The 21459-nt window shown below is 41.5% G+C and carries 19 protein-coding genes and 1 pseudogene; 11 read left to right on the top strand and 9 right to left on the bottom strand.

Annotation, left to right across the window (positions count from 1 at the left end):
* The first annotated feature begins 131 nt into the window (after positions 1-131).
* Together AC0VYJ_RS02075 and AC0VYJ_RS02070 are read left to right on the top strand one after the other, a co-directional pair.
* A complete protein-coding gene (locus AC0VYJ_RS02075) occupies positions 132-320 on the top strand; it encodes a spore germination protein (protein ID WP_475366397.1) in 189 nt (62 codons plus the stop codon).
* A 134-nt stretch (positions 321-454) separates the two neighbouring features.
* The gene (locus tag AC0VYJ_RS02070) at positions 455-1255 is read left to right on the top strand and encodes an alpha/beta hydrolase family protein (RefSeq protein WP_475366396.1); all 801 of its coding nucleotides are present in this window, start codon (positions 455-457) and stop codon (positions 1253-1255) included.
* 43 nt (positions 1256-1298) lie between these two features.
* Here the strand turns inward: AC0VYJ_RS02070 and AC0VYJ_RS02065 are convergent, their stop codons facing one another.
* Positions 1299-1661: a winged helix-turn-helix transcriptional regulator gene (locus AC0VYJ_RS02065; protein WP_098446173.1), complete on the bottom strand. Its 363-nt coding sequence runs from the start codon at positions 1659-1661 to the stop codon at positions 1299-1301.
* Between the two features lie 184 nt (positions 1662-1845).
* On the opposite strand from AC0VYJ_RS02065, the gene hxlA reads away from it, so the two are divergent.
* The 6 genes and pseudogenes from hxlA to AC0VYJ_RS02035 form a co-directional block, all read left to right on the top strand.
* Complete coding sequence (hxlA, locus tag AC0VYJ_RS02060; RefSeq protein WP_430247007.1) at positions 1846-2475, top strand: 3-hexulose-6-phosphate synthase; 630 nt, start codon at positions 1846-1848, stop codon at positions 2473-2475.
* Between the two features lie 6 nt (positions 2476-2481).
* Positions 2482-3036 carry a 6-phospho-3-hexuloisomerase gene (gene hxlB, locus AC0VYJ_RS02055; RefSeq protein WP_475366395.1) on the top strand — a complete coding sequence of 185 codons (555 nt, stop codon included), beginning with the start codon at positions 2482-2484 and terminating at the stop codon, positions 3034-3036.
* Between the two features lie 203 nt (positions 3037-3239).
* The gene (desA, locus tag AC0VYJ_RS02050) at positions 3240-4298 is read left to right on the top strand and encodes a Delta(5) desaturase DesA (protein WP_194222399.1); all 1059 of its coding nucleotides are present in this window, start codon (positions 3240-3242) and stop codon (positions 4296-4298) included.
* A 132-nt stretch (positions 4299-4430) separates the two neighbouring features.
* On the top strand, positions 4431-5567 hold the full coding sequence (locus AC0VYJ_RS02045) for a sensor histidine kinase (RefSeq protein WP_303533718.1): 1137 nt from the start codon (positions 4431-4433) through the stop codon (positions 5565-5567).
* Positions 5564-6163: a response regulator transcription factor gene (locus AC0VYJ_RS02040; protein WP_194222401.1), complete on the top strand. Its 600-nt coding sequence runs from the start codon at positions 5564-5566 to the stop codon at positions 6161-6163. The genes AC0VYJ_RS02045 and AC0VYJ_RS02040 overlap by 4 nt, the downstream gene beginning before the upstream one ends.
* Positions 6164-6603: 440 nt before the next feature.
* Positions 6604-6690: pseudogene (locus AC0VYJ_RS02035) on the top strand (YjcZ family sporulation protein); the annotation flags it as partial.
* Positions 6691-6983: 293 nt separating this feature from the next.
* Here AC0VYJ_RS02035 and AC0VYJ_RS02030 read toward each other — a convergent pair.
* A complete protein-coding gene (locus tag AC0VYJ_RS02030; RefSeq protein WP_430247013.1) occupies positions 6984-7634 on the bottom strand; it encodes an SDR family oxidoreductase in 651 nt (216 codons plus the stop codon).
* 390 nt (positions 7635-8024) lie between these two features.
* On the opposite strand from AC0VYJ_RS02030, the gene AC0VYJ_RS02025 reads away from it, so the two are divergent.
* Positions 8025-8849 (top strand): Cof-type HAD-IIB family hydrolase, encoded by an 825-nt coding sequence (locus tag AC0VYJ_RS02025; RefSeq protein ID WP_475366394.1) that lies wholly within the window; start codon positions 8025-8027, stop codon positions 8847-8849.
* A gap of 302 nt (positions 8850-9151) precedes the next feature.
* A complete protein-coding gene (gene katG, locus AC0VYJ_RS02020; RefSeq protein ID WP_475366393.1) occupies positions 9152-11389 on the top strand; it encodes a catalase/peroxidase HPI in 2238 nt (745 codons plus the stop codon).
* A 100-nt stretch (positions 11390-11489) separates the two neighbouring features.
* On the opposite strand, the gene AC0VYJ_RS02015 is transcribed toward katG, so the two are convergent.
* The 7 genes from AC0VYJ_RS02015 to putP all read right to left on the bottom strand — a co-directional run bounded on the left by AC0VYJ_RS02015 (position 11490) and on the right by putP (position 19854).
* On the bottom strand, positions 11490-11801 hold the full coding sequence (locus AC0VYJ_RS02015) for an iron-sulfur cluster biosynthesis family protein (protein WP_475366392.1): 312 nt from the start codon (positions 11799-11801) through the stop codon (positions 11490-11492).
* A 221-nt stretch (positions 11802-12022) separates the two neighbouring features.
* Positions 12023-13390, bottom strand: coding sequence for a 23S rRNA (uracil(1939)-C(5))-methyltransferase RlmD (gene rlmD, locus AC0VYJ_RS02010; protein ID WP_475366391.1), 1368 nt, complete (start codon positions 13388-13390; stop codon positions 12023-12025).
* A gap of 299 nt (positions 13391-13689) precedes the next feature.
* Complete coding sequence (locus AC0VYJ_RS02005; protein WP_194222420.1) at positions 13690-14637, bottom strand: diacylglycerol kinase; 948 nt, start codon at positions 14635-14637, stop codon at positions 13690-13692.
* Positions 14638-14944: 307 nt separating this feature from the next.
* Complete coding sequence (gene gatB / locus AC0VYJ_RS02000; RefSeq protein ID WP_194222421.1) at positions 14945-16378, bottom strand: Asp-tRNA(Asn)/Glu-tRNA(Gln) amidotransferase subunit GatB; 1434 nt, start codon at positions 16376-16378, stop codon at positions 14945-14947.
* Positions 16379-16394: 16 nt separating this feature from the next.
* Complete coding sequence (gene gatA / locus AC0VYJ_RS01995) at positions 16395-17843, bottom strand: Asp-tRNA(Asn)/Glu-tRNA(Gln) amidotransferase subunit GatA (RefSeq protein ID WP_194222422.1); 1449 nt, start codon at positions 17841-17843, stop codon at positions 16395-16397.
* A 14-nt stretch (positions 17844-17857) separates the two neighbouring features.
* Entirely contained in the window at positions 17858-18148 is a 291-nt protein-coding gene (gene gatC / locus AC0VYJ_RS01990) for an Asp-tRNA(Asn)/Glu-tRNA(Gln) amidotransferase subunit GatC (protein ID WP_226616418.1), read from the bottom strand.
* Between the two features lie 242 nt (positions 18149-18390).
* Positions 18391-19854, bottom strand: coding sequence for a sodium/proline symporter PutP (putP, locus tag AC0VYJ_RS01985; RefSeq protein WP_194222424.1), 1464 nt, complete (start codon positions 19852-19854; stop codon positions 18391-18393).
* Between the two features lie 646 nt (positions 19855-20500).
* Between putP and AC0VYJ_RS01980 the strand changes: the two genes are divergently transcribed.
* Complete coding sequence (locus AC0VYJ_RS01980) at positions 20501-21454, top strand: metal ABC transporter solute-binding protein, Zn/Mn family (RefSeq protein ID WP_475366390.1); 954 nt, start codon at positions 20501-20503, stop codon at positions 21452-21454.
* Positions 21455-21459: the final 5 nt, after the last annotated feature.

The following is a 21459-nucleotide window of genomic DNA, read 5'->3' as shown; positions in this document are numbered from 1 at the left end:
GGAGTCAGGAAACTGACTTCTATTTTTTTGCTTAACTAAATTTAGACGCTAATTTTAAAGACATGTCCACACCATTCAATCAGTTTGTCCATATACTGCTATCAGAAGATGGCTTTTGAGGAGTGAAATAAATGGGTTGTTTTATTAGAGGACAAGTGATCATTACAAACAATAGCGGAACGGTAGTCCAATGTGCACACACGATCTCCCCAATCTCCGTAAGTAATACGGTTAGTGGATCCGGTGGGGGCAATACAGGATCATTTATGATTGTAAATAATTTCTATAGCGTTGCAAAAGGAATAAAGTCCGGACAATAGGCATCATTATCCTTTTTATGAAGTAAAGCCAATCGATTAACGATTGGTTTTTTCAATTCCTAACGTAATGAAAGTGTCAGGAGATATGCGATAATGAAGAGGACTCTAATCCAATCAGAGAGGTGGTAAGTAACATGGAGAAATTTTTCTACGGAGATAACGAAAATCAATTTGGCGAACTACGACTTCCAGAAGGAGAAGGACCTTTCCCTGTGGCAATCGTTATTCACGGCGGCTTTTGGAGAAAACCGTTCACACTCGAGATCATGAGAAAAGTAGCGGAAGATTTAACAGCGAGTGGATTTGCCACGTGGAATATTGAATACCGTCGAACGGGACAAGAAGGTGGAGGTTATCCTGGAACACTTACAGATGCTGCAAAAGCAACTGACTACATAAGGACACTTGCAGAATCCTTTCCGCTCGATCTAAACAAAGTGGTTACGATTGGACATTCAGCTGGGGGCCATCTTGCTACATGGATTGCTGCGCGTCACCGTATAGATAAGAATAGTGAGTTATTCATTACGGACACCCCTCTTCCTATTCACGGAGTGGTTAGCCTTGCAGGTGTGAACGATCTTGAAATGATGCATGGTGTTCATGAGTACAGAGATCAAGTTCTCTCTCTTGAACCAAATAATCCTACCGCAGAACTACTAGGTGGTTCGCCTAGAGAATATCCAGAGCGCTACAAAAATGCTTCCCCTGTGGAACTTCTTCCGCTTGGTGTGCAACAAATTCTCGTTCATGGTGCGCTAGATATCAATGTTCCGATCGGGATTAGTGATTACTACCAGCGCGAAGGTGAAGGCGAAGGCGATTTTGTTAAATTGATCGAGCTTCCTTCAGCAGAACACTTTGTGCTGACCGATACAACTTCATTTGCATGGGAAACGATTAAAGAAGAACTTTCACTTTTAGTCGAATATTAAAATAAACGAAAAGCCGGGGAGCGCCCCGGCTTTTCGTTTATTTCTATACAGACTCTTTCGTCTCAATCGGTTTGCCAAGGACGTTCTGATTGTAATTCTTCCCCCACTCATACATGGAGTCGAGTATAGGCATTAATGTTTCACCTTGCTCGGTAAGGGAATACTCTACTTTCGGAGGGACAACAGGGTATACTTCTCGATGTACGATTTGGTCGTCTTCTAATTCTCGTAGCTGGTTCACTAGCATACGCTGTGTAATTCCCGGCATTAGTGACTTTAGCTCACCAAATCGCTTCGTTCCCTGCTTACCTAAATGCCATAAGATAAGCATTTTCCATTTGCCTCCGATAACCGCAAGCGTTAATTCTTTTTCACAGTAAAATGTTTTATCCTGGGTACGTGACATACGCATCACCTCCGTTTAAGCCCAGTATAACTCATAGTATACTTTTTGACACTATGTAAGTTTAATGTGCGTACTTACATTAATAGGTTGTAAGCAGTATACTTGCTACTACACCAACAGATCGATTATATTGGTGTCGGACAAGAGAGAGAAAGAAAAAATATGGACTGGGAGTGAAAGCATTATGAAATTACAGCTAGCATTAGATTTGGTAAACACAGAAGAAGGTATTGAACTAGTGAAAGAAGTTCAGGAGCATATTGATATCGTTGAAATCGGTACGCCGATCGTCATCAATGAAGGTCTTCGTGCTGTCAAAGATATGAAAGCAGCATTCCCTAACCTTGAAGTTCTTGCAGACCTTAAAATTATGGATGCTGCAGGATATGAAGTTATGAAAGCATCTGAATCTAACGCAGATATCATCACAATTCTTGGTGCTGCTGAAGATGAATCAATCAAAGGTGCTGTTGAAGAAGCGAAGAAACAAGGTAAGGAAATCCTTGTTGATATGATGGCAGTGAAAGATCTCGCAACTCGTGCGAAAGAAGTAGACGCACTTGGCGTTGACTATATTTGTGTCCACACTGGATACGATCTTCAAGCAAAAGGCCAGAATTCTTTCGAAGACCTTGAAACAATTAAAGGCGTCGTAAAGAATTCGAAAACAGCAATCGCTGGTGGCATTAAGCTTGATTCTCTTGAAGAAGTTGTAAAAGTACAACCAGACCTTGTCATCGTAGGTGGCGGTATTACTGGTGAAGACGATAAAAAAGCCGTTGCATCAAAAATGCAAGAGCTTATTAAAGGATAATCAATCATGCAGACTACTCACTATTTAGCTGAAATCATTGATGAGCTAAATCGTTCAGTAGATCTCATTGCTGACGAAGAAGCGGAACAGCTCGCTAACGAAATTCTGGAAGCGAACAAGGTTTTCGTTGCTGGCGGTGGTCGATCTGGCTTTATGGCAAAGTCTTTTGCGATGCGCATGATGCACATGGGAATTGATGCTTACGTTGTTGGCGAAACGGTCACACCAAACTTTGAAGAAGGTGATCTTGTCATCATCGGATCAGGTTCTGGTGAAACGAAACAGCTCGTTTCCATTGCTAATAAGGCCGCCAATATCGGCGGAAAGATCGCAGCTGTAACAATTAATCCTGACTCAACAATTGGCGAGCTAGCAGACATCATCGTAACATTACCAGGTTCACCAAAGGATCAGTCAGGTGATTATGAAACGATTCAGCCAATGGGCTCTTTATTTGAACAGACTCTTTTACTTTTCTATGATGCGATAATTTTACGCTTTATGGATAAGAAAGGGTTGGATACGAATAAGATGTATGGAAAGCATGCGAACTTAGAATAGTGTTAAACGCCTGAAAAACCTCTAAAGTAGAGGTTTTTCAGGCGTTTTTGCATGATAGCATACTCTATCTTCCTTTTATCCCCAACAAACCCATGACATTTATCATGGTTATGTCCTGACGTTTGTGTCTTACACCATGACACCAAATCCTCTATCATTAGGCTTAACGTTATTTCAACTATGCCTAACAAAGGGGTAACCATATGAATGAACAAAAACAAAAACAAAAAGAATTGAAAAAAAGTGTATCAACTTTCGCAAAACCCGACACGGTCGTAGGGGTACGACAGCTCTTGAACACCCTTCTTCCATTCTTATTGCTATGGTTTCTGGCTTATCAGAGCTTAAGCGTGTCCGCCTGGCTAGCCGTTCCACTTGCGATGATCGCAGGAGGATTTGTCGTTCGAATCTTTATTATTTTTCACGATTGCACGCACGGCTCTTTCTTCAAGAGTCAAAAAGCAAACCGGATAGTTGGTACGATCTCTGGGATCATCACTCTCTTCCCGTTTGAAAAATGGAAACGCGAGCATAATATTCATCACGCAACAAGTGGAAACTTAGATAAGCGTGGAACAGGTGATATCTGGGTGATGACAGTTGAAGAGTATGCTGCAGCTACATTCTGGGGTAGACTCGCTTATCGTCTCTACCGTAACCCGATTGTGATGTTCGGACTTGGTCCGATCTATCTTTTCCTTATCGCTAACCGTTTTAATCGCAAAGACGCGAAACGTAAAGAGCGTATGAGCACATACATTACCAACGCATCAATCGTTGCGATCTATTCCCTATTGATCCTGGCTATTGGATGGGAAGCGTTTCTAATCATTCAACTTCCAATTCTTTATGTTGCTGGTTCACTTGGAATCTGGTTGTTCTATGTTCAGCACCAATTCGAGGACTCTTATTATGAAGATGAAACAGAGTGGGACTTTGTAAAAGCAGCCGTGGATGGCAGTTCTTACTATAAACTTCCTAAACTTCTTCAGTGGGTATCCGGAAGCATCGGGTATCATCACGTGCATCACTTAAGTCCAAGAGTGCCAAATTATCATCTTGAAAAGGCGCATGAATCAACGCCTCCATTGCATAAGGCGACGACGATTACGTTATTATCAAGCCTTGAATCCATTCGATTCCGTCTATATGATACAAAGAATAAAACGTTCGTTACATTTAAAGAAGTAAAACCACTTCTTAAAAATCCTGCAAAGCTTGCGATGATGACTACGAAAAGACCAAGCTTCCAGGAAAAATAACATTACTGAAAAACCCATTCAGCCTGGATGGGTTTTTCAATATCTTTAAAGAGATTATACTAATGGTAGATAAGTGACAGGCGAATACTGATGGTATATCCTGTAATTAAAGCACCTCGAAAGGAGATCCCTATGCAAAGCTGGTATCATATCATTCCTAAGAACACTGGGATCAGTTCTTACGTTTGGATTATTTTTTGTTTGCTACCCTTCTTTTTTATTTTCCGATCTTCATCGGTTATAGAAATTACAATCGGCATCTTCGTCATTCTTTTATTTTTCTTATCCTATCGATTATCTTTCATATCAAATAGTAAATTAGTCTATTTATGGGTCAGCATTGAAATGGCCATAAGTATTGTGATGACGATCTTATTCGGTTATGTCTACTTCGCTCTGTTTTTAGCGTTTTTCATTGGTAGCATCGAAAATAAAGCAGGTTTTCTAACACTCTATATTGTTCATCTCACAACGACTATAGCTGCAACAGTCATTATATTCTTCACTCACGATGATACATTACTACCACAGCTCCCATTTATTTTCATCTGTGTGCTTGGAGTGGCTCTGCTTCCTTTTACCATTCGCTATCGAAACAAACAGCACCGCTTGGAGCAACAACTCCAAAACGCGAATGAGAAAATTTCGCAGCTGATGGTGATTGAAGAAAGAGAACGGATTGCGAGAGATTTACATGATACACTCGGGCAAAAACTATCGATGATCGGACTTAAAAGTGATTTAGCTAGAAAGCTAATTCCTGTTAAGCCTGATGCTGCTATTAATGAAATTCATGATATTCGACAAACAGCCAGAACCGCTCTAAAAGAAGTACGTGAAATGGTATCGAATATGCGTGGAGCCAGAGTTGAAGACGAGCTTTTACGCGTACAACAAATTTTACAGGCCGCAGAGATGGAATTTCATTTTGAAGGTAATCAACAACTTGAGAATACACCGTTACTCGTAGAAAATGTCTTAAGCATGTGTCTCAAAGAAGCTGTGACGAATATCGTCAAGCACAGTAACGCTTCATGGTGCAGAGTTCTGATTGAACAATCTCCAACAGATGTCCTCATTCAAGTCGAAGATAACGGTGATGGCATCCCAGAAGGAACAACTTCATTCAAAGGACACGGACTACAGGGAATGAGGGAGCGACTAGAATTCGTAAACGGCTCTCTTGATATTAATTCTTCAACAGGAACAACTTTAAATATTCGTGTACCAAATGTGATTCAACAAAAAGAACAGGAGGGATCGGTGTGATACGCATCGTGCTTGCGGAGGATCAGCGTATGCTACTTGGGGCGCTTGGCTCCTTACTCGATCTAGAAGAAGGAATGGAAGTTGTCGGTCAGGCGACGAATGGTGAAGAAGCGATTTCTTTAGTAAAAGAATTACAGCCAGACATTTGTATTATGGACATTGAAATGCCACTTAAAAGCGGACTTGATGCAGCTGAAGAGCTAAGCAGTCATTCATGTAAAATCATTATACTAACAACCTTTGCTCGTGCTGGTTATTTCGAACGTGCTCGTAAAGCCGGCGTTAGTGGCTATCTTCTGAAGGATAGTCCGAGTGATGAGCTCGCGAGCTCGATTCGAAAGATCATTGAGGGTCAGAGGATTTTCTCGCCTGAGTTAGTGGATCTAGCTTTCGGTAATGAAAATCCGCTAACAGAACGTGAGAAGCAAGTCATTCAGTTAATGGCTGATGGTAAAAACACAAAAGACATTTCAAGTGAACTTTACATTACCCCTGGAACGGTTCGTAATTATATTTCTGTCATTCTGGATAAATTAGAAGTAACAAATCGAATTGAAGCGATATCGCGATTCAAGGAAAAGGGCTGGTTCAAATGATGAACCAGTCCTTTTTTTTAGAAATGTTTTTTTATGTTAGTTACAAACTCTTTTCCTACTCGAGTTGCTTGTCCTTCTCGATGACGAACAAGGGCAAGATACACCCTTTCATGCTCTCCTTCTTCGATCTCTACCATGACGATATCACGTTCTTTTAGTTGCTAATTGTAGCGTCGTAATGGCTGATGAAGGGTATGCTTCTTTTAAATAGAAAGTACAAAATTCTGCTTTAGTAAAGCAGAATTTTGTTATTAGTCTTATAAAGATCTACCTAACTTTCTTCTACCTAGTCCATCACCTAAGCACGATTCATATCTCCTTCATACACTAAAGAAGATCCTATGAAAGGAGATGATTTCATGAGTTATGGTTACGGATGTGGAAACCAGGTAGGCGGCGCTGGATATGGCGGCTGTGGAAACCAGGTAGGTGGCGCTCGTTACGGGAATGGCTTCGCGTTGATCGTTGTTTTGTTCATTCTTCTTATTATCGTTGGCGCTGCGTTTGTTAAAGGGCAAGATTGCTAATTTTTTTATCACAACCATCAGGGAGAATTCCTGGTGGTTGTTTTTTTGTCCTTCTGTTCATATCCCCTTCAGAAATATTTAGAAAAAGGACATTCATTCTGGTTCGTTTCTGATAAAATACAATTGTTAGTAACTACCATTTAAAAGGAGAGCACCTGATATCAGGTGCTCTCCTTTTAATCTATTCCTATCGCTTCATTCACTGACTCATACATTTCTCAATTCAAGCCTCTGAAGCTTCAAACTTATGAGTATCGTGAGACGAGTACTAAGTCCCAAGCATAACCTTTCAATTACAGTGAACTAATTTCATCCTTAATTGAATTCGTTCCAGTTACAACCTGAAATTCTTTCCCAATGGTTGCATCATTTTCAAGAGTGGCCAAAATGACACTTGCCACATCTTCTCGAGGAATTTCATTTCTCTCTACTTCGTATGCTGCATTCACTTTGCCAATTCCATTATCATTTGTTAATAAACCTGGATGGATAATTGTATAATCCAAATCAGTTGCTCTTAACCATTTGTCTGCATAATGTTTGGCTACCACGTATGGTGAAAAGGAAGAAGGTGCAGACTGGATGGCTTCACGAGATGTATCAAAGGAACTGATCATAATAAAACGCTTCACACCAGCTTGTTTTGTAGCCTCAATTGTTTTTACAGCACCGTCTAAATCAACAAGAACGGTTTTGTCTGCTCCAGTGTTTGGTCCAGAACCTGCTGTGAAGACAACAGCATCTACGCCTTCAGCAGCTTTTGCTATAGCGTTAATGTCTTCTTCCAAATCAACTACCGCTGTTTCAGCACCTAAATCTTTAAAGTAGGAAGCTTGCTCCTCTTTTCGAATCATAACTTTCGCTTCTAAGTCTTTATGATCTTGAATAAATGAAACAAGATGCTTTCCAACCTGACCGTTTGCACCAACAATAAGTACTTTCATTCTTTACTACACCCTTTCTAAGTATATTAAGCTATCAAATGATCATTAGCACAATGTTATCAATTCTTATAAATGGTTTTGTAACATCAATGCTCTACACTATTCATATACCCGTTAACATGATGCGTAAAGCATAAGAGTTTAGCGAAATGGATATATCTTTCTATTTAATTAGCTTATAAGTATTCTAAAAGTGTGGGGACGGCTCACGGAATTGACCATGATCAGCCCATGAATTTAACTAGTCCTCTATTATTTCAATTATGATCTAACGTTCTATTCGTTACCTAATACACTAATTACTTTTTTCCATTTATTAATCCCTCCCCCTCTATCTCATTATTTCTAGTAAAATGGTAAAGGAAACTAGTAAGGAGATGAAAATCACATATGTCATATAAAATGATTGTATTAGATTTAGACGATACATTGCTCAATGCTGATCAAATGATTTCTGCTCGAAGCAAAGAAGCTCTTATGCAAGCCCAGCAAGAAGGAAACAAAGTCGTGCTTGCATCTGGACGCCCAACATTCGGAATGGTCCCATATGCTGAGGAGCTCCTGCTCGCAGACTATGAGAGTTATATTCTTTCTTTTAACGGCGGAAAGATTATTAACTGTCATTCCAAAAAGGATTTCTTCAGTCAGACATTATCTTTCGAAGCTGTTCAACGACTTTACGAAATCAGTCTTCGAGAGAACGTCTATATTCACACTTACGTCGAGGATGAAATTATTACCGCCGAAAAAAATCCCTACACAACGATTGAGTCTGATCTAACAGGTCTACCAATCACTGTCGTCGATTCGTTTATCGATCGTGTCACAGAACCAGTTGTAAAAGTTCTGATGGTCGGTGAACCGGAGCACCTGAAGAAAGTGGAAACTAAACTTCAAGCTGAGTTAGGTGAAGAATTCAGCGTGATGCGTTCTAAGCCTTACTTTCTCGAGTTTACTGATAAAGGGATTACGAAAGGCACGAGCATCGAGAAGCTTATTAACGAGCTCGGTGTTAAACGGGAAGAAGTCATTGCAGTTGGAGACAGCTACAATGATCAAGAAATGATTGAATTTGCAGGCCTAGGTGTTGCAATGGGTAATGCCCCTGATGACATCAAAAAGATTTCTGACTATATTGCAGATACGAACGAGAATGATGGTGTCGCAAAAGTGGTTGAAAAGTTTCTTTTGAAGGATCAGCTTATAACAAAATAGGTTACTAAAAAGAGAGGCGGGGATTACCGCCTCTCTTTTCTATTATATGATATGCCATAAACTGTTTTTTGAAAGAGGTAAACTCGTAATGGAATCGAAAATATATAGTAAGTGGATAAATAAACCCGAAACAAGGGTGACTATTTCTTTCCCGTTAATTGTAACCGCTTTATAAAACGAGTTATTAAAATTATTTTGTGAAAATTAGTGCATAACTCTTCCAAAATGATTATTAATTTATTATAATTATAATCTAATAGGAGTTATAATTAATTTTCTTAAATTCGGAAGGAGATTGAAATATGGATAAAAATGAAATGCATGACAGCCAAGCTGGGAAGTGCCCTGTCTCTCACGGCCAAACAAAGGAAGATAGCGCCATTACTACGACTAAAGTGAAGACTACAAATAAAGACTGGTGGCCGAACCAGTTAAACTTGCAACTTCTTCAACAGCACGACCGCAAAAGCAACCCAATGGGGGAAGACTTTGATTATGCTGAAGAATTCAAAAAGCTGGACTATTATGCACTGAAGCAGGATCTTCGTGACTTAATGACAGACAGCCAGGACTGGTGGCCAGCTGATTATGGACATTATGGCCCTCTCTTCATCCGTATGTCATGGCACGCAGCTGGTACATATCGTACTGGTGACGGACGTGGCGGTGGCGCTACTGGATCGCAGCGTTTTGCACCATTGAACAGCTGGCCAGATAACGCGAGCCTTGATAAAGCACGTCGCCTCCTTTGGCCAATCAAGCAAAAGTACGGAAATAAGATTTCTTGGGCTGATTTACTTGTCATCACGGGGAACGTTGCGCTTGAATCAATGGGCTTGAATACATTTGGTTTTGCTGGCGGACGCGAAGATGTGTGGCATCCAGAAGAAGATATTTATTGGGGTGCTGAAAAAGAGTGGCTTGGTGACAACCGTTATTCAGGCGACCGCGAGCTCGAAAGTCCGCTAGCTGCCGTTCAAATGGGGCTTATTTATGTGAATCCTGAAGGACCAAATGGCGAACCAGATCCACTAGGAAGTGCACGTGACATTCGTGAAACATTTGCCCGAATGGGAATGAATGATGAAGAAACGGTTGCTCTTATTGCCGGTGGTCATACATTTGGTAAAGGACACGGCGCAGGAGATGCTGAGGCTAACGTTGGAGCCGCACCGGAAGCTGCTGATATTGAAGAGCAGGGACTTGGTTGGAAGAACTCTTACGGAAGTGGTAAAGGTCGCGACACAATTACAAGTGGTATAGACGGCGCATGGACCGCTAATCCAACAAAATGGGATAACGGATACTACGACTTACTATTCGGCTATGAGTGGGAATTAACAAAAAGCCCTGCAGGAGCTCACCAATGGAAGCCAGTGAATCCTAAACCAGAGCACCTTGCACCAGATGCTGAAGATCCTTCAATTAAAGTGAATACTATGATGACAACAGCAGATATGGCGCTTCGTGAAGATGAAATTTATGAAAAGATTTCACGTCGCTTCCACGAGGATATCGAATATTTCGCTGATCAATTTGCACGTGCATGGTTCAAATTGCTTCACCGTGACATGGGACCGAAAGAAAGATACCTTGGCCCTGAAGTACCACAGGAAGATTTGATCTGGCAGGACCCGATCCCGAATGTGGATTACGAATTGACTGCTGCTGAAGTTGAAAACCTGAAAGCTAAAATCCTCGACTCCGGATTAAGTGTCAGCGAGCTTGTGACAACAGCTTGGGCTTCTGCAAGTACGTATCGCGGTTCTGATTATCGCGGTGGTGCTAATGGTGCGCGTATCCGCTTAGAGCCACAAAATAACTGGGATGTAAATGAACCAGAGCAATTATCAAAAGTACTATCCGTATATGAGAAAATCCAAAGCAAACTTGATAAAAAAGTTAGCCTTGCTGACTTGATTGTTCTTGGAGGTAGTGCAGCTGTAGAAAAAGCGGCAAAAGATGCTGGTGTTGACGTTACTGTTCCATTCTCACCAGGACGCGGGGATGCAACGCAAGAGCAAACAGATGTTGAAAGCTTTGACGTATTAGAGCCAATGGCTGACGGATTCCGTAACTATCAGAAGAAGGAATACACGTTAAGTCCTGAAGAGCTACTCGTCGACAAGTCACAGCTTCTCGGTCTAACTGCTCCTGAAATGACCGTTCTTATTGGTGGTATGCGCGTACTTGGGACAAACCACAAGGGTACGAAGCATGGCGTGTTCACTGATCGCGTTGGTACACTAACAAACGACTTCTTTGTAAACCTACTCGACATGGGAATTGAATGGAAGCCAGCTGACTTCAATGAATACGAAGGACGCGACCGCAAAACAGGCGAACTTATCCGCACTGCTTCACGCGTTGACCTCGTCTTCGGTTCAAACTCCATCCTCCGTGCTTATGCAGAAGTCTATGCACAAGAAGACAATAAAGAGAAATTCGTGCGCGACTTTGTGTCAGCATGGGTGAAGATCATGAATGCTGATCGTTTTGACCTGAAAATGAGTAAGGATAAAATGGCGTCTAACGCATAATAAATCATAAAAGCACCATCTCAAACGCTTAGAAGAGTTTGAGATGGTGCTTTTTTTCGGTCATCTTTCAGTTCCTGATGTTTTCACTCGTAAATCTAACTTATTTTTCTAATGGCAAACGAGAACTGAGAATCTCACTTTTGCTTTTTAACGTATATGCATTTCTTTTACTAGAGTAGTCAATGATCATATCTTCTTTGAAAAAGGATTCGTGCTTAACTCCTAAAACCACAGGCTTATAATTAGTCTCTAACAACTTCTCACCTGTCTGTGTTTCCTTGGAAGACAAAGCCTTAAATGTGATCCAATCCGCACCAATACTACATCCACCTAAACTAGGATTAAGCTGAAAAGCTACGTGATCCTCTGTATTTAAATGTTCAATTGCAGCGTCCGTAAACGTAATAGTCAAGATCCTCACTCCTTCAAGAATACAATAATGCTTCACGCCTAAACCATATCACACCACTATATGCGATTCAATTTAATTGCACTCTATTCGATTGCACAAAATATATTCTCAACAGTCATTACAATTATAAAGACGTATCTTCCTATAAATCGACCTCTTTATTGCAACTAATTAAAACCCCACCTTAACACTGGAGTTAAGGTGGGGTTTAGTGAAGTTTATTATAGCTCCAGTACGGCTACGCACTCGACGTGCGTCGTATGCGGGAACATATCAACCGGCTGAACTTCTTTCGTTTTAAAACCACCATCTTCTAAGATGCGTAGATCACGAGCGAGCGTAGCTGGGTTACATGATACATAAACGACTTTCTCAGGCTTCATATCAATAATTGTTTGAAGTAGAGCTTCGTCACACCCTTTACGTGGTGGGTCAACGACGATCACATCAGGCTTGATGCCCTGCTCTTTCCAGGCTGGAATGACGTTCTCTGCTTCACCTACCGCAAACTCTGCGTTTGTGATGCCGTTTAGCTCGGCATTTCGCTTCGCATCTTCAATCGCTTCTGGTACGATTTCAACGCCGTATACCTGCTTTGCTTTTTGCGCGAGGAATAGAGAAATCGTTCCGATGCCGCAATAAGCGTCGATGACCGTTTCATTCCCAGTAAGTCCAGCGTATTCAAGCGCCTGATCGTAAAGGACTTTCGTTTGATCCGGGTTTACCTGATAAAACGAGCGTGCTGAAATCGCGAATTTAATGTCGCCGATCGTATCGTAAATGTATGGTGAGCCCCACAGGACGCGGGTTTCGTCACCGAAAATCACGTTCGTGCGCTTGGGATTTACGTTTTGAACGATTGATTTCACTTTCGGAAGTTGCTCAGTGATGTCTTTGATGATGTTCTTTCTATTTGGTAAGTCTTTGTTTTTTGTAACGATGACGACCATGATATCGTCCGTTTGCTTTCCGTATTTTGCAACAACGTGTCTGAGCGTTCCGCGATGTGAACGCTCGTCGTATGCGCGGATGCCGTATTTTTCAGCGATCTCTTTTACGACGCGAAGAACTTCGTCGTTCTCCTGCTCCTGAATGAGACACTGGTCCATGTCGATAATCTGGTGACTGCGCTGCTGGTAGAAGCCAGCGACGATCTTACCATTCTGTTCGCCAACTGGTACCTGAGCTTTGTTGCGGTAGCGCCATGGGTCTTCCATGCCAAGCACAGGATGAACGGGTACGTCGATTTTCGCGATCCGCTCCATCACATCTTGAACTTGCTTATGCTTGAACTTCAACTGGCTATCGTACGTAATGTGCTGTGTTTGGCAGCCTCCACACTGATAGAAGATTGGACACGGCGGCGTGTTACGGTCTTCGCTCTCAACTTTCACATCAAGAATCTTTCCGAAGCCGTAACCTTTCTTCGTTTTGATCACTTTCACGTTCGCTGTTTCGCCAGGGATACCGTACGGGACGAAAAGCGTGTAACCATCTATTTTCGCAACGCCTGCTCCGTCATGGGAAAGGTCTCTGAACTCTACTTCAACAACGTCATTCTTTTTTACAGGTACTTCTTGATTACTCATTTGGTTTCCGTCCTTTTCCGTTCAATTTCATGTACAAAAATTGTACCACAGTGTGAATGGATCGCGAAATGTATCAGCGCGGTGCTTTTTGCATGTGAGGCAAGCTCGATTTCATGGTTTATTGGCCAAAATGGGATTATATTGGCTAAACTCACGATATATTGGCCAAATCTGAAATATATTAGCCAAAATCAATTTTTATTGGCCAAACCCAAATTTCCTCCTCCACTCCCAGATCCTCCACTACAACAGAAAAAGCCAGAGCTCTCAGTCTCTGACTTCTCCCATACACTTCACTTCTACTCACCTGAAATAGCGCGCTTGTGCGCGGCTTCTTCTTCGTTTGTATGTTTCTCGCTCGTTTCTTTCGGGACAATCATTGTGATGTGACGATATAAGTTCGTAAACTCTGCTGGAAGTGGGCCGCCGTACTCTCCGTCCAGGTTGAGCTGCATTTTATCGACTGATTCTACTTTGATGTGACTTGCTTTTTTATAGACAACATTTGGATCATTAATATGATCACCACGTAGCGCACTACTTGCGATCCGAATGAATTCTGCGATGTTCGTCTTTTTCAAAATCATGAGATCGAACAGTCCATCATTCAATGACGCATGAGGGGCTAGCTTTTCAAATCCGCCGATGGAATTTGAGTTAGAGACTAGAAAAAGCATAATTTCATCTTCAAAGAGTTTTCCATCATATTCAATCCGAGTCCTCGCCGGGCGTATGGATGGAAGCATTTCGATGCCTTTCATATAATAAGCTAGCTGGCCAAGCATTGTTTTAAGCTTACTAGGCACTTCATACGTTAATTCAGTCAGGCGTCCGCCACCTGCGATGTTGATAAAGTAATGTTCGTTTACACGACCAATATCAATTGGCATTTCAAGGCCGTTGCATAGGACATCCATAGCACCTTCAACTGTGCGAGGAACGCCAATCGCTCGTGCGAAATCGTTCGTTGTACCAACTGGAATAATCCCCATTTTTGGACGATACGGCTGCTCAGCGATGCCATTGATTACTTCATAAATCGTTCCGTCTCCACCTGCAGCAATAACAAGATCAAATCGTCTTTCTACAGCGATGCGCGCTGCTTCCGTTGCATCCCCTTCACAAGTGGTTGCATGGGCAGACGTCTCGTACCCATTTACTTCAAGGCGTTCTAAAATGTATGGCAGCGAGCGCTTCACTTGTTCTCTACCGGACGTTGGATTATAAATTAGTCTTGCACGTTTCATCCTTCATCATCCTATCTTCTCTATCTTAATTCTTTCATTCTGATTTGCATGTATGGTTACTTTTTTGATTTGGTTTGGACAACAATCGTACGCGTTCTCTTAAGTAATGTCTTCTTTTATTTATATGATAGCCGCAAACAAAAAACGCCCACATTCTCGTGACCGTTTTCCACCGCTTAACCTTCTGTTCTGATTATAGGCTTTTCCCTAAAAAAAAGCAAAGCCGAAAAAATGCGGATGAGGTATACAAGCTTGCACTTCTATATAGACAATAAAAAAACCCTCCGCAATGGGAGGGTTTCACAATTTATCGCTTATCCATTTCTTCAACAATGAGTTTGTTTACCATTGGAGGATTTGCTTTTCCTTTGGTTGCCTTCATCACTTGACCAACGAGGAAGCCGAGTGCGCGGTCTTTCCCGTTTTTGTAGTCTTCGATGGATTGTTCGTTCTCGTCAAGAATACCTGAAACGATTGAACGAAGCTCGCCTTCGTCAGAAATCTGCACAAGGCCTTTGTCTTTAACGATCTGTTCAGGATCGCCGCCTTTTTCGATAAGATCTTTGAATACTTTCTTCGCGATCTTAGAAGAAATTGTTCCTTTCTCGATTAGAGAAATTAGTTTGCCTAATCCTTCCGGAGTTAGGGCCACTTCATCAATTTCTTTATAGTTCGCATTTAAGTATGCCGATACTTCACCCATCAACCAGTTTGAGGCTTGTTTAGGATCAGCTCCCTGGTCAATCGCTACTTCGAAGAAATCTGACATTTTCTTGGACTGAGTGAGTACCATCGCATCGTACTCTGGAAGATCATATTTCTGCACATAGCGCTCACGACGAGCATCTGGAAGTTCAGGAATATCTTCGCGCACGCGGTCCATCCACTCTTTATTAATCGCAAGACGAACAAGGTCAGGCTCTGGGAAGTAACGGTAGTCGTCAGATCCTTCTTTCACACGCATCAGAATTGTTTTCTTGCCAGCTTCGTCATAACGACGCGTTTCCTGACCGATCACGTTTCCTGCTAGAAGTTCTTTCTCCTGACGTACTTCTTCGAATTGAAGACCTTTTTGTACGTTAGCAAATGAGTTCAAGTTCTTAAGCTCAGTTTTTGTACCAAACTCTTCTTGTCCATATGGGCGAAGAGAAAGGTTCGCATCGCAACGAAGAGATCCTTCTTCCATTTTACAGTCAGACACTTCCGTATATTGAAGAATCGCTTTAAGCTTCTCAAGGTAAGCATACGCTTCTTCAGGTGTACGAATATCCGGCTCAGATACGATCTCAACAAGTGGTGTACCCTGACGGTTGAAGTCAACTAGAGAATGGTTCTCTCCATCAACGTGCGTGAGCTTACCAGCATCTTCTTCAAGGTGAAGACGCGTAATACCGATACGCTTTGTTTTGCCGTTTACTTCAATATCAATCCATCCGTTTTCACCGATTGGCTTATCATATTGTGAGATCTGATAAGCTTTCGGATTATCTGGGTAGAAATAGTTTTTACGGTCAAACTTCGTATCTTCTGCGATTTCACAGTTCAATGCCATTGCCGCACGCATCGCAAAATCAACAGCTTGTTCGTTCATCACTGGAAGAACACCAGGATGACCTAGACAGATCGGGCAAACGTTCGTGTTAGGCGGCGCACCGAAATTCGTTGAACAATTACAGAAAATCTTTGTGTTTGTCTTCAGTTCTGAGTGAACTTCCAGACCAATAATAGTTTCAAAATTCATTTTCAGTCGTCACCCCTTACAGCTCTGGTTTAGCCTTATGATGATCCGTTGCTTGCTCAAATGCATGAGCTACGCGGTAAACGGTCTTCTCATCAAAGTGCTTTCCGATTATTTGAAGTCCAACAGGTAGGCCATTTGATAAACCACAAGGTACGGAAATCGCAGGAACGCCTGCAAGGTTAACCGGGATTGTGAGAATATCATTCGCATACATCGTTAGCGGGTTATCAATTTTCTCGCCTACTTTAAAGGCTGGTGTCGGCGTTGTAGGTCCGATAATCACATCGTAGTCCTCGAATACTTTTTCAAAGTCATTCTTGATGAGCGTACGAACTTTTTGTGCTTTCTTATAATAAGCATCGTAATAGCCAGAGCTAAGTGCAAATGTACCAAGCATAATACGTCGCTTCACTTCGTCACCAAAGCCTTCGCTTCTTGTTTTCTTATAAAGATCAAGAAGGTTCTCAGCTTCAGCACGAACGCCATAGCGGACGCCGTCAAAGCGAGCAAGGTTAGCTGATGCTTCTGAAGAAGAAAGAAGATAGTATGTCGCTACAGCATATTTAGAGTGAGGTAGAGATACTTCCTCCCAAGTTGCGCCGAGCTCTTCAAGCTTTTTAAGTGATTGAAGGACGCTGTTCTTCACGTCTTCATCTACACCTTCAGCAAGGTATTCTTTCGGTACAGCAATACGTAATCCTTTTACATCACCAGTTAGGCTAGAAAGGTAATCTGGAACGTCAACGTTCGCTGATGTTGAATCCATCTTATCGTGACCTGCAATAGATTGAAGAAGATAGGCGTTATCTTCTACGGTGTTTGTGATTGGTCCAATTTGATCGAGTGATGATGCGAACGCGATCAAGCCAAATCGAGAAACGAGTCCGTAAGTAGGTTTTAATCCTACAACACCACAAAAAGCAGCTGGCTGACGGATTGAGCCACCTGTATCAGAGCCAAGTGAGAAGAAAACTTCTCCAGCAGCAACAGATGCAGCTGAGCCGCCGCTTGAGCCACCAGGTACATAATCGGTGTTCCATGGGTTACGCGTGCCAAAGAAGCCAGAGTTCTCATTAGAAGAACCCATCGCGAACTCGTCCATATTCAATTTGCCCACAGTGATTGTTTCCGCTGCATTTAAACGTTCAACCACCGTTGCATTATGTAATGGGTCAAAGTTGCTTAGAAGCTGGCTTGACGCTGTTGTACGAAGGCCTTTTGTGACGATGTTATCTTTCACACCTACAGGGAGACCAAAAAGAAGCCCTCTTGCATCTTCTGTACCGAGCTTTTCATCAAGCGCTTTTGCTGCTTGCATTGCTCCTTCTTCATTTAACGTCATGAATGCTTTTACCTTTTCGTCGACCGTATGAATACGATCAAACGAGGTTTGAACAAGTTCACTGACGGATAATTCTTTCTTATGAAGCAAGCTGTGAAGCTCACTTATGCTTTTATCAAACAAGGACGTTGCCTCCCTTACTCAAATATTGATGGAACTTTTACTTGACCATTCTCTTTATCAGGTGCATTCTTCAATGCTTCCTCACGAGATAACCACGGCTGTACTTTGTCTTCACGAAGTACATTTTTTAAATCGAGAACATGCGTTGTAGGCTCAACGTTCTCTGTATCTAATTCATTCAGCTGCTCCGCCATTGAAATAATGTCATCAAGCTGAGTTGTAAACTTCTCGACCTCTGCCTCATCCATTTCTAGTCTAGCGAGGTTCGCTACATGCTTAACCTCTTCTTTGGTAATTCTGGACATCACTTTCACCTCCACAAATTTCGAACAACCTGCAATATATAGATGATACCAAAAACAAGCTTCATTAAGCAACAGAACGCCGTCTGTTCCAATTTTAAACAAACGTTTAATTAAGAAAATGTAATTAAACGTTTGTTTGACTGCGGTGCCGTACCCGCAGACTAAAACGTTCTCTACTATACAAGGCATTTCTCAATAAAAAGACTCACCCATCTCAGGGTGAGTCTTCAAAAAGGATAATATTAAAATTCAGATGTCTTAGCTGCTTCAAATTCATCTTCAATCTCTTTACCAGGTTCTTTACCTACAAAGCTGAATGCCATAACAGCGATCCACGCAAGAATAAAGCCTGGAATCAATTCGTAAAGGTCGAAGAGTCCGCCTGATAATTGAGCCCATAGAATAACGACTACTGCACCCGTGATGATACCAGCAAGGGCACCATTACGCGTCATACGTTTCCAGAATAGACTCAGTATAATTACTGGCCCAAATGCGGCACCAAACCCTGCCCACGCATAACTTACAAGATCAAGAACACTGCTATCAGGGTTGTAAGCAAGTAGAATAGCTAGTAACGCAATCGCAAGAACCGCGATACGACCTACCCATACAAGCTCAGTCTGACTAGCATTCTTACGAAGGATCGCTTTATAAAAGTCCTCCGCAACAGCACTTGAAGATACAAGAAGCTGAGAGTCAATTGTACTCATAATCGCAGATAGGATTGCAGCAAGCAAGAAGCCGGAAACCCATGGATTAAAGAGCACTTGTGTAAATTCAATAAAGACTGTTTCCGAGTTCGGAAGGCCCGCATCGAAATAGGCAATACCGATGAAACCAGTAAAGATTGCACCAAACAATGAAAGAACCATCCATGACATACCAACAAGGCGTGCTTTAGGAATCTCTTTTGAAGATTTAACTGCCATAAAACGAGTGATGATGTGAGGTTGGCCAAAGTAACCAAGTCCCCAACCAAGCAGGGAAATAATCCCCATGAAGCTCATACCAGTAAAGATATCTAGATAAGTTGTATCCGTTGCACCAACTTGATTAACTGTTTCGCTCCAGCCACCCATTTCATTTAGGGCAACAATTGGCACGACAACAAGTGCAAGGAACATAAGTATTCCCTGGAAGAAATCTGTCCAGCTTACCGCTAAGAAACCACCGAGGAACGTATAAGAAATAATAACAAGTGCACCGATCCACAATGCGCTTTCATAGCTCATTCCGAACGAGCTTTCAAACAGGATTGCGCCCCCAACAAGACCTGAAGACGTATAGAACGTAAAGAATACAAGAATGACAATTGCCGAAATCACGCGAAGTGCTTTCGAACCATCACGAAAACGGTTTTCAAGGTAATCAGGAACCGTAATCGAATCATTCGCCACTTCTGTATAACGGCGAAGACGCGATGCAACAAACTGCCAGTTCAGGTAAGCTCCGATTGCGAGCCCAATCCCAATCCAAATTTGACTCATACCACCTGCATACATTGCACCAGGTAGTCCTAGTAAGAGCCAGCTACTCATATCTGATGCTCCGGCACTAAGTGCTGCAACAGATCCACCTAATCTTCTTCCTCCAAGAACATAATCAGATAAGTTACTTGTCATTTTGTAAGCAATTAATCCAATTGCGAGCATACCGACAAGGTACACTATAAATGTGACTAACGTTGGCGTCTCAATACTCATCGAGTACTATTCTCTCCTTTCGGTAAAAAAAGTTATTATTGATAATACGACTAATAAAGGCATTGGTATAAGTAGCCAGAACCATGTTGCGGTAGTTAAGGTATATTCCACACTTTCACCCCCTCCAAAGTCAATATTCACAACTATGCATTTTCGCTGTGAATTCAAATTATTCAAGTAGACCATTAGTCCTTTACAAACCAATGATTACTATATCACAAAATATTTTTCTGAACAATGAAAATATTATAAGATAAACTTTTTAATGAATAAAAATACACAATAAAAGAGATTTCCCTTCTTTTAGCAACTTTTATGTCATAAGTATTCAGGAAAATTTATTTAAATTAATTCACCAATATTTGCCTCATCTACATACTCTAGTAACATTTACCCACTATTTTGTAATGTTAATCTTTAAATTGAAATATTTTTTATAGATTGCCGCGTTTCTCTTCTTTTCATACCTTCATAACGCTAATTATTATAACTATATTTTCCATGTAATTTTGAACCTTCCCACTTCAAAATCTTTTTAAGATTTTTCATTATATGAACGAAACTAATCGGAAAGATTACTGTTTGCAAAACGTAATGATTACGATATAATGAGTGGCAGAGAAACTTACGGAAGGGAAAATCATTTATGAATAATCGCTTTTTTAAATTAGCGCTATTATTATCTATATCTACGTTTATCCTTGTCGCTTGTGGTCAAGATGAGTCAGACTCTAAAACGGATGGGAAGCTCACCATTTATACAACACTTTACCCCCTTGAATACTTTGCAGAACGGATTGGAGGAGAAGGTGTAACGGCAGACTCAATCATTCCTCCTGGTAGCGATGCACATAGCTTTGAGCCAACAACTAGAACAATGGCCGAATTAGCTGAAGCTGATTTGTTTATTTATAATGGTGCAGGTATGGAAGGATTTGCTGATGCTGCACAGGATACGCTAAGCAATGAGGATGTCATGGTTCTTGAGTCTGCTAAAGACATCCATCTAGATGAATCAGAAGAAGAGCATGAAGAGCATGAAGAACATGAAGAGCACGCCGATCACGATCATGGTGATATGAATCCCCATATCTGGATCGATCCCATCCTTGCAATCGAGCAGGCTGAAAATATTAAAGATGCTCTAATCACGCTCGATCCTGATCAGAAAGAAACATTCGAAACTAATTTTAATTCTTTGCAAGAAGAATTATTAGCCTTGGATCAATCTTTTCAAGAAATGGCTGATCGTGCAGCTAAGAAAGAATTTCTCATCTCTCATGATGCTTATAGCTACTGGGAAAGTCGTTATGGCCTTGAACAATTAAGCGTCTCAGGTCTTTCTCCTTCTCAAGAGCCAACTCAAAAACAATTGGAAGAAATTATCGAAACAGCTAAAAGCCACAATTTGAAGTATATGCTTTTCGAACAAAATGCTACGCCCAAGCCTGCTAAAGCAGTTCAAAAAGAGCTTGGACTCAATACGCTTCGCATCCATAACCTATCAGTTTTAACCGAGGAAGATATCGAAAATAATGAAACATACTTCACATTAATGAAAAAAAACATTCAAACACTTCAAAAAGCCTTGTCTGAATAAACAAA

It is taken from the genome of Anaerobacillus sp. 63XJN7_5_ISO-PGPR-S23-430, assembly GCF_056173695.1.
The sequence above is the reverse complement of the archived record's forward strand: the minus strand, read 5'-3'. Positions and strand labels throughout refer to the sequence as shown.

Coding starts and splice junctions, on each gene's coding strand:
- desA (WP_194222399.1), top strand. CDS start 3,240: ATGAATGAACAAAAACAAAAACAAAAAGAATTGAAAAAAAGTGTATCA.
- AC0VYJ_RS02025 (WP_475366394.1), top strand. CDS start 8,025: ATGTCATATAAAATGATTGTATTAGATTTAGACGATACATTGCTCAAT.
- AC0VYJ_RS02030 (WP_430247013.1), bottom strand. CDS start 7,634: ATGAAAGTACTTATTGTTGGTGCAAACGGTCAGGTTGGAAAGCATCTT.
- hxlB (WP_475366395.1), top strand. CDS start 2,482: ATGCAGACTACTCACTATTTAGCTGAAATCATTGATGAGCTAAATCGT.
- gatB (WP_194222421.1), bottom strand. CDS start 16,378: ATGAATTTTGAAACTATTATTGGTCTGGAAGTTCACTCAGAACTGAAG.
- AC0VYJ_RS02005 (WP_194222420.1), bottom strand. CDS start 14,637: ATGAAACGTGCAAGACTAATTTATAATCCAACGTCCGGTAGAGAACAA.
- katG (WP_475366393.1), top strand. CDS start 9,152: ATGGATAAAAATGAAATGCATGACAGCCAAGCTGGGAAGTGCCCTGTC.
- AC0VYJ_RS02045 (WP_303533718.1), top strand. CDS start 4,431: ATGCAAAGCTGGTATCATATCATTCCTAAGAACACTGGGATCAGTTCT.
- gatC (WP_226616418.1), bottom strand. CDS start 18,148: ATGTCCAGAATTACCAAAGAAGAGGTTAAGCATGTAGCGAACCTCGCT.
- AC0VYJ_RS01980 (WP_475366390.1), top strand. CDS start 20,501: ATGAATAATCGCTTTTTTAAATTAGCGCTATTATTATCTATATCTACG.
- hxlA (WP_430247007.1), top strand. CDS start 1,846: ATGAAATTACAGCTAGCATTAGATTTGGTAAACACAGAAGAAGGTATT.
- AC0VYJ_RS02075 (WP_475366397.1), top strand. CDS start 132: ATGGGTTGTTTTATTAGAGGACAAGTGATCATTACAAACAATAGCGGA.
- rlmD (WP_475366391.1), bottom strand. CDS start 13,390: ATGAGTAATCAAGAAGTACCTGTAAAAAAGAATGACGTTGTTGAAGTA.
- putP (WP_194222424.1), bottom strand. CDS start 19,854: ATGAGTATTGAGACGCCAACGTTAGTCACATTTATAGTGTACCTTGTC.
- AC0VYJ_RS02070 (WP_475366396.1), top strand. CDS start 455: ATGGAGAAATTTTTCTACGGAGATAACGAAAATCAATTTGGCGAACTA.
- AC0VYJ_RS02065 (WP_098446173.1), bottom strand. CDS start 1,661: ATGTCACGTACCCAGGATAAAACATTTTACTGTGAAAAAGAATTAACG.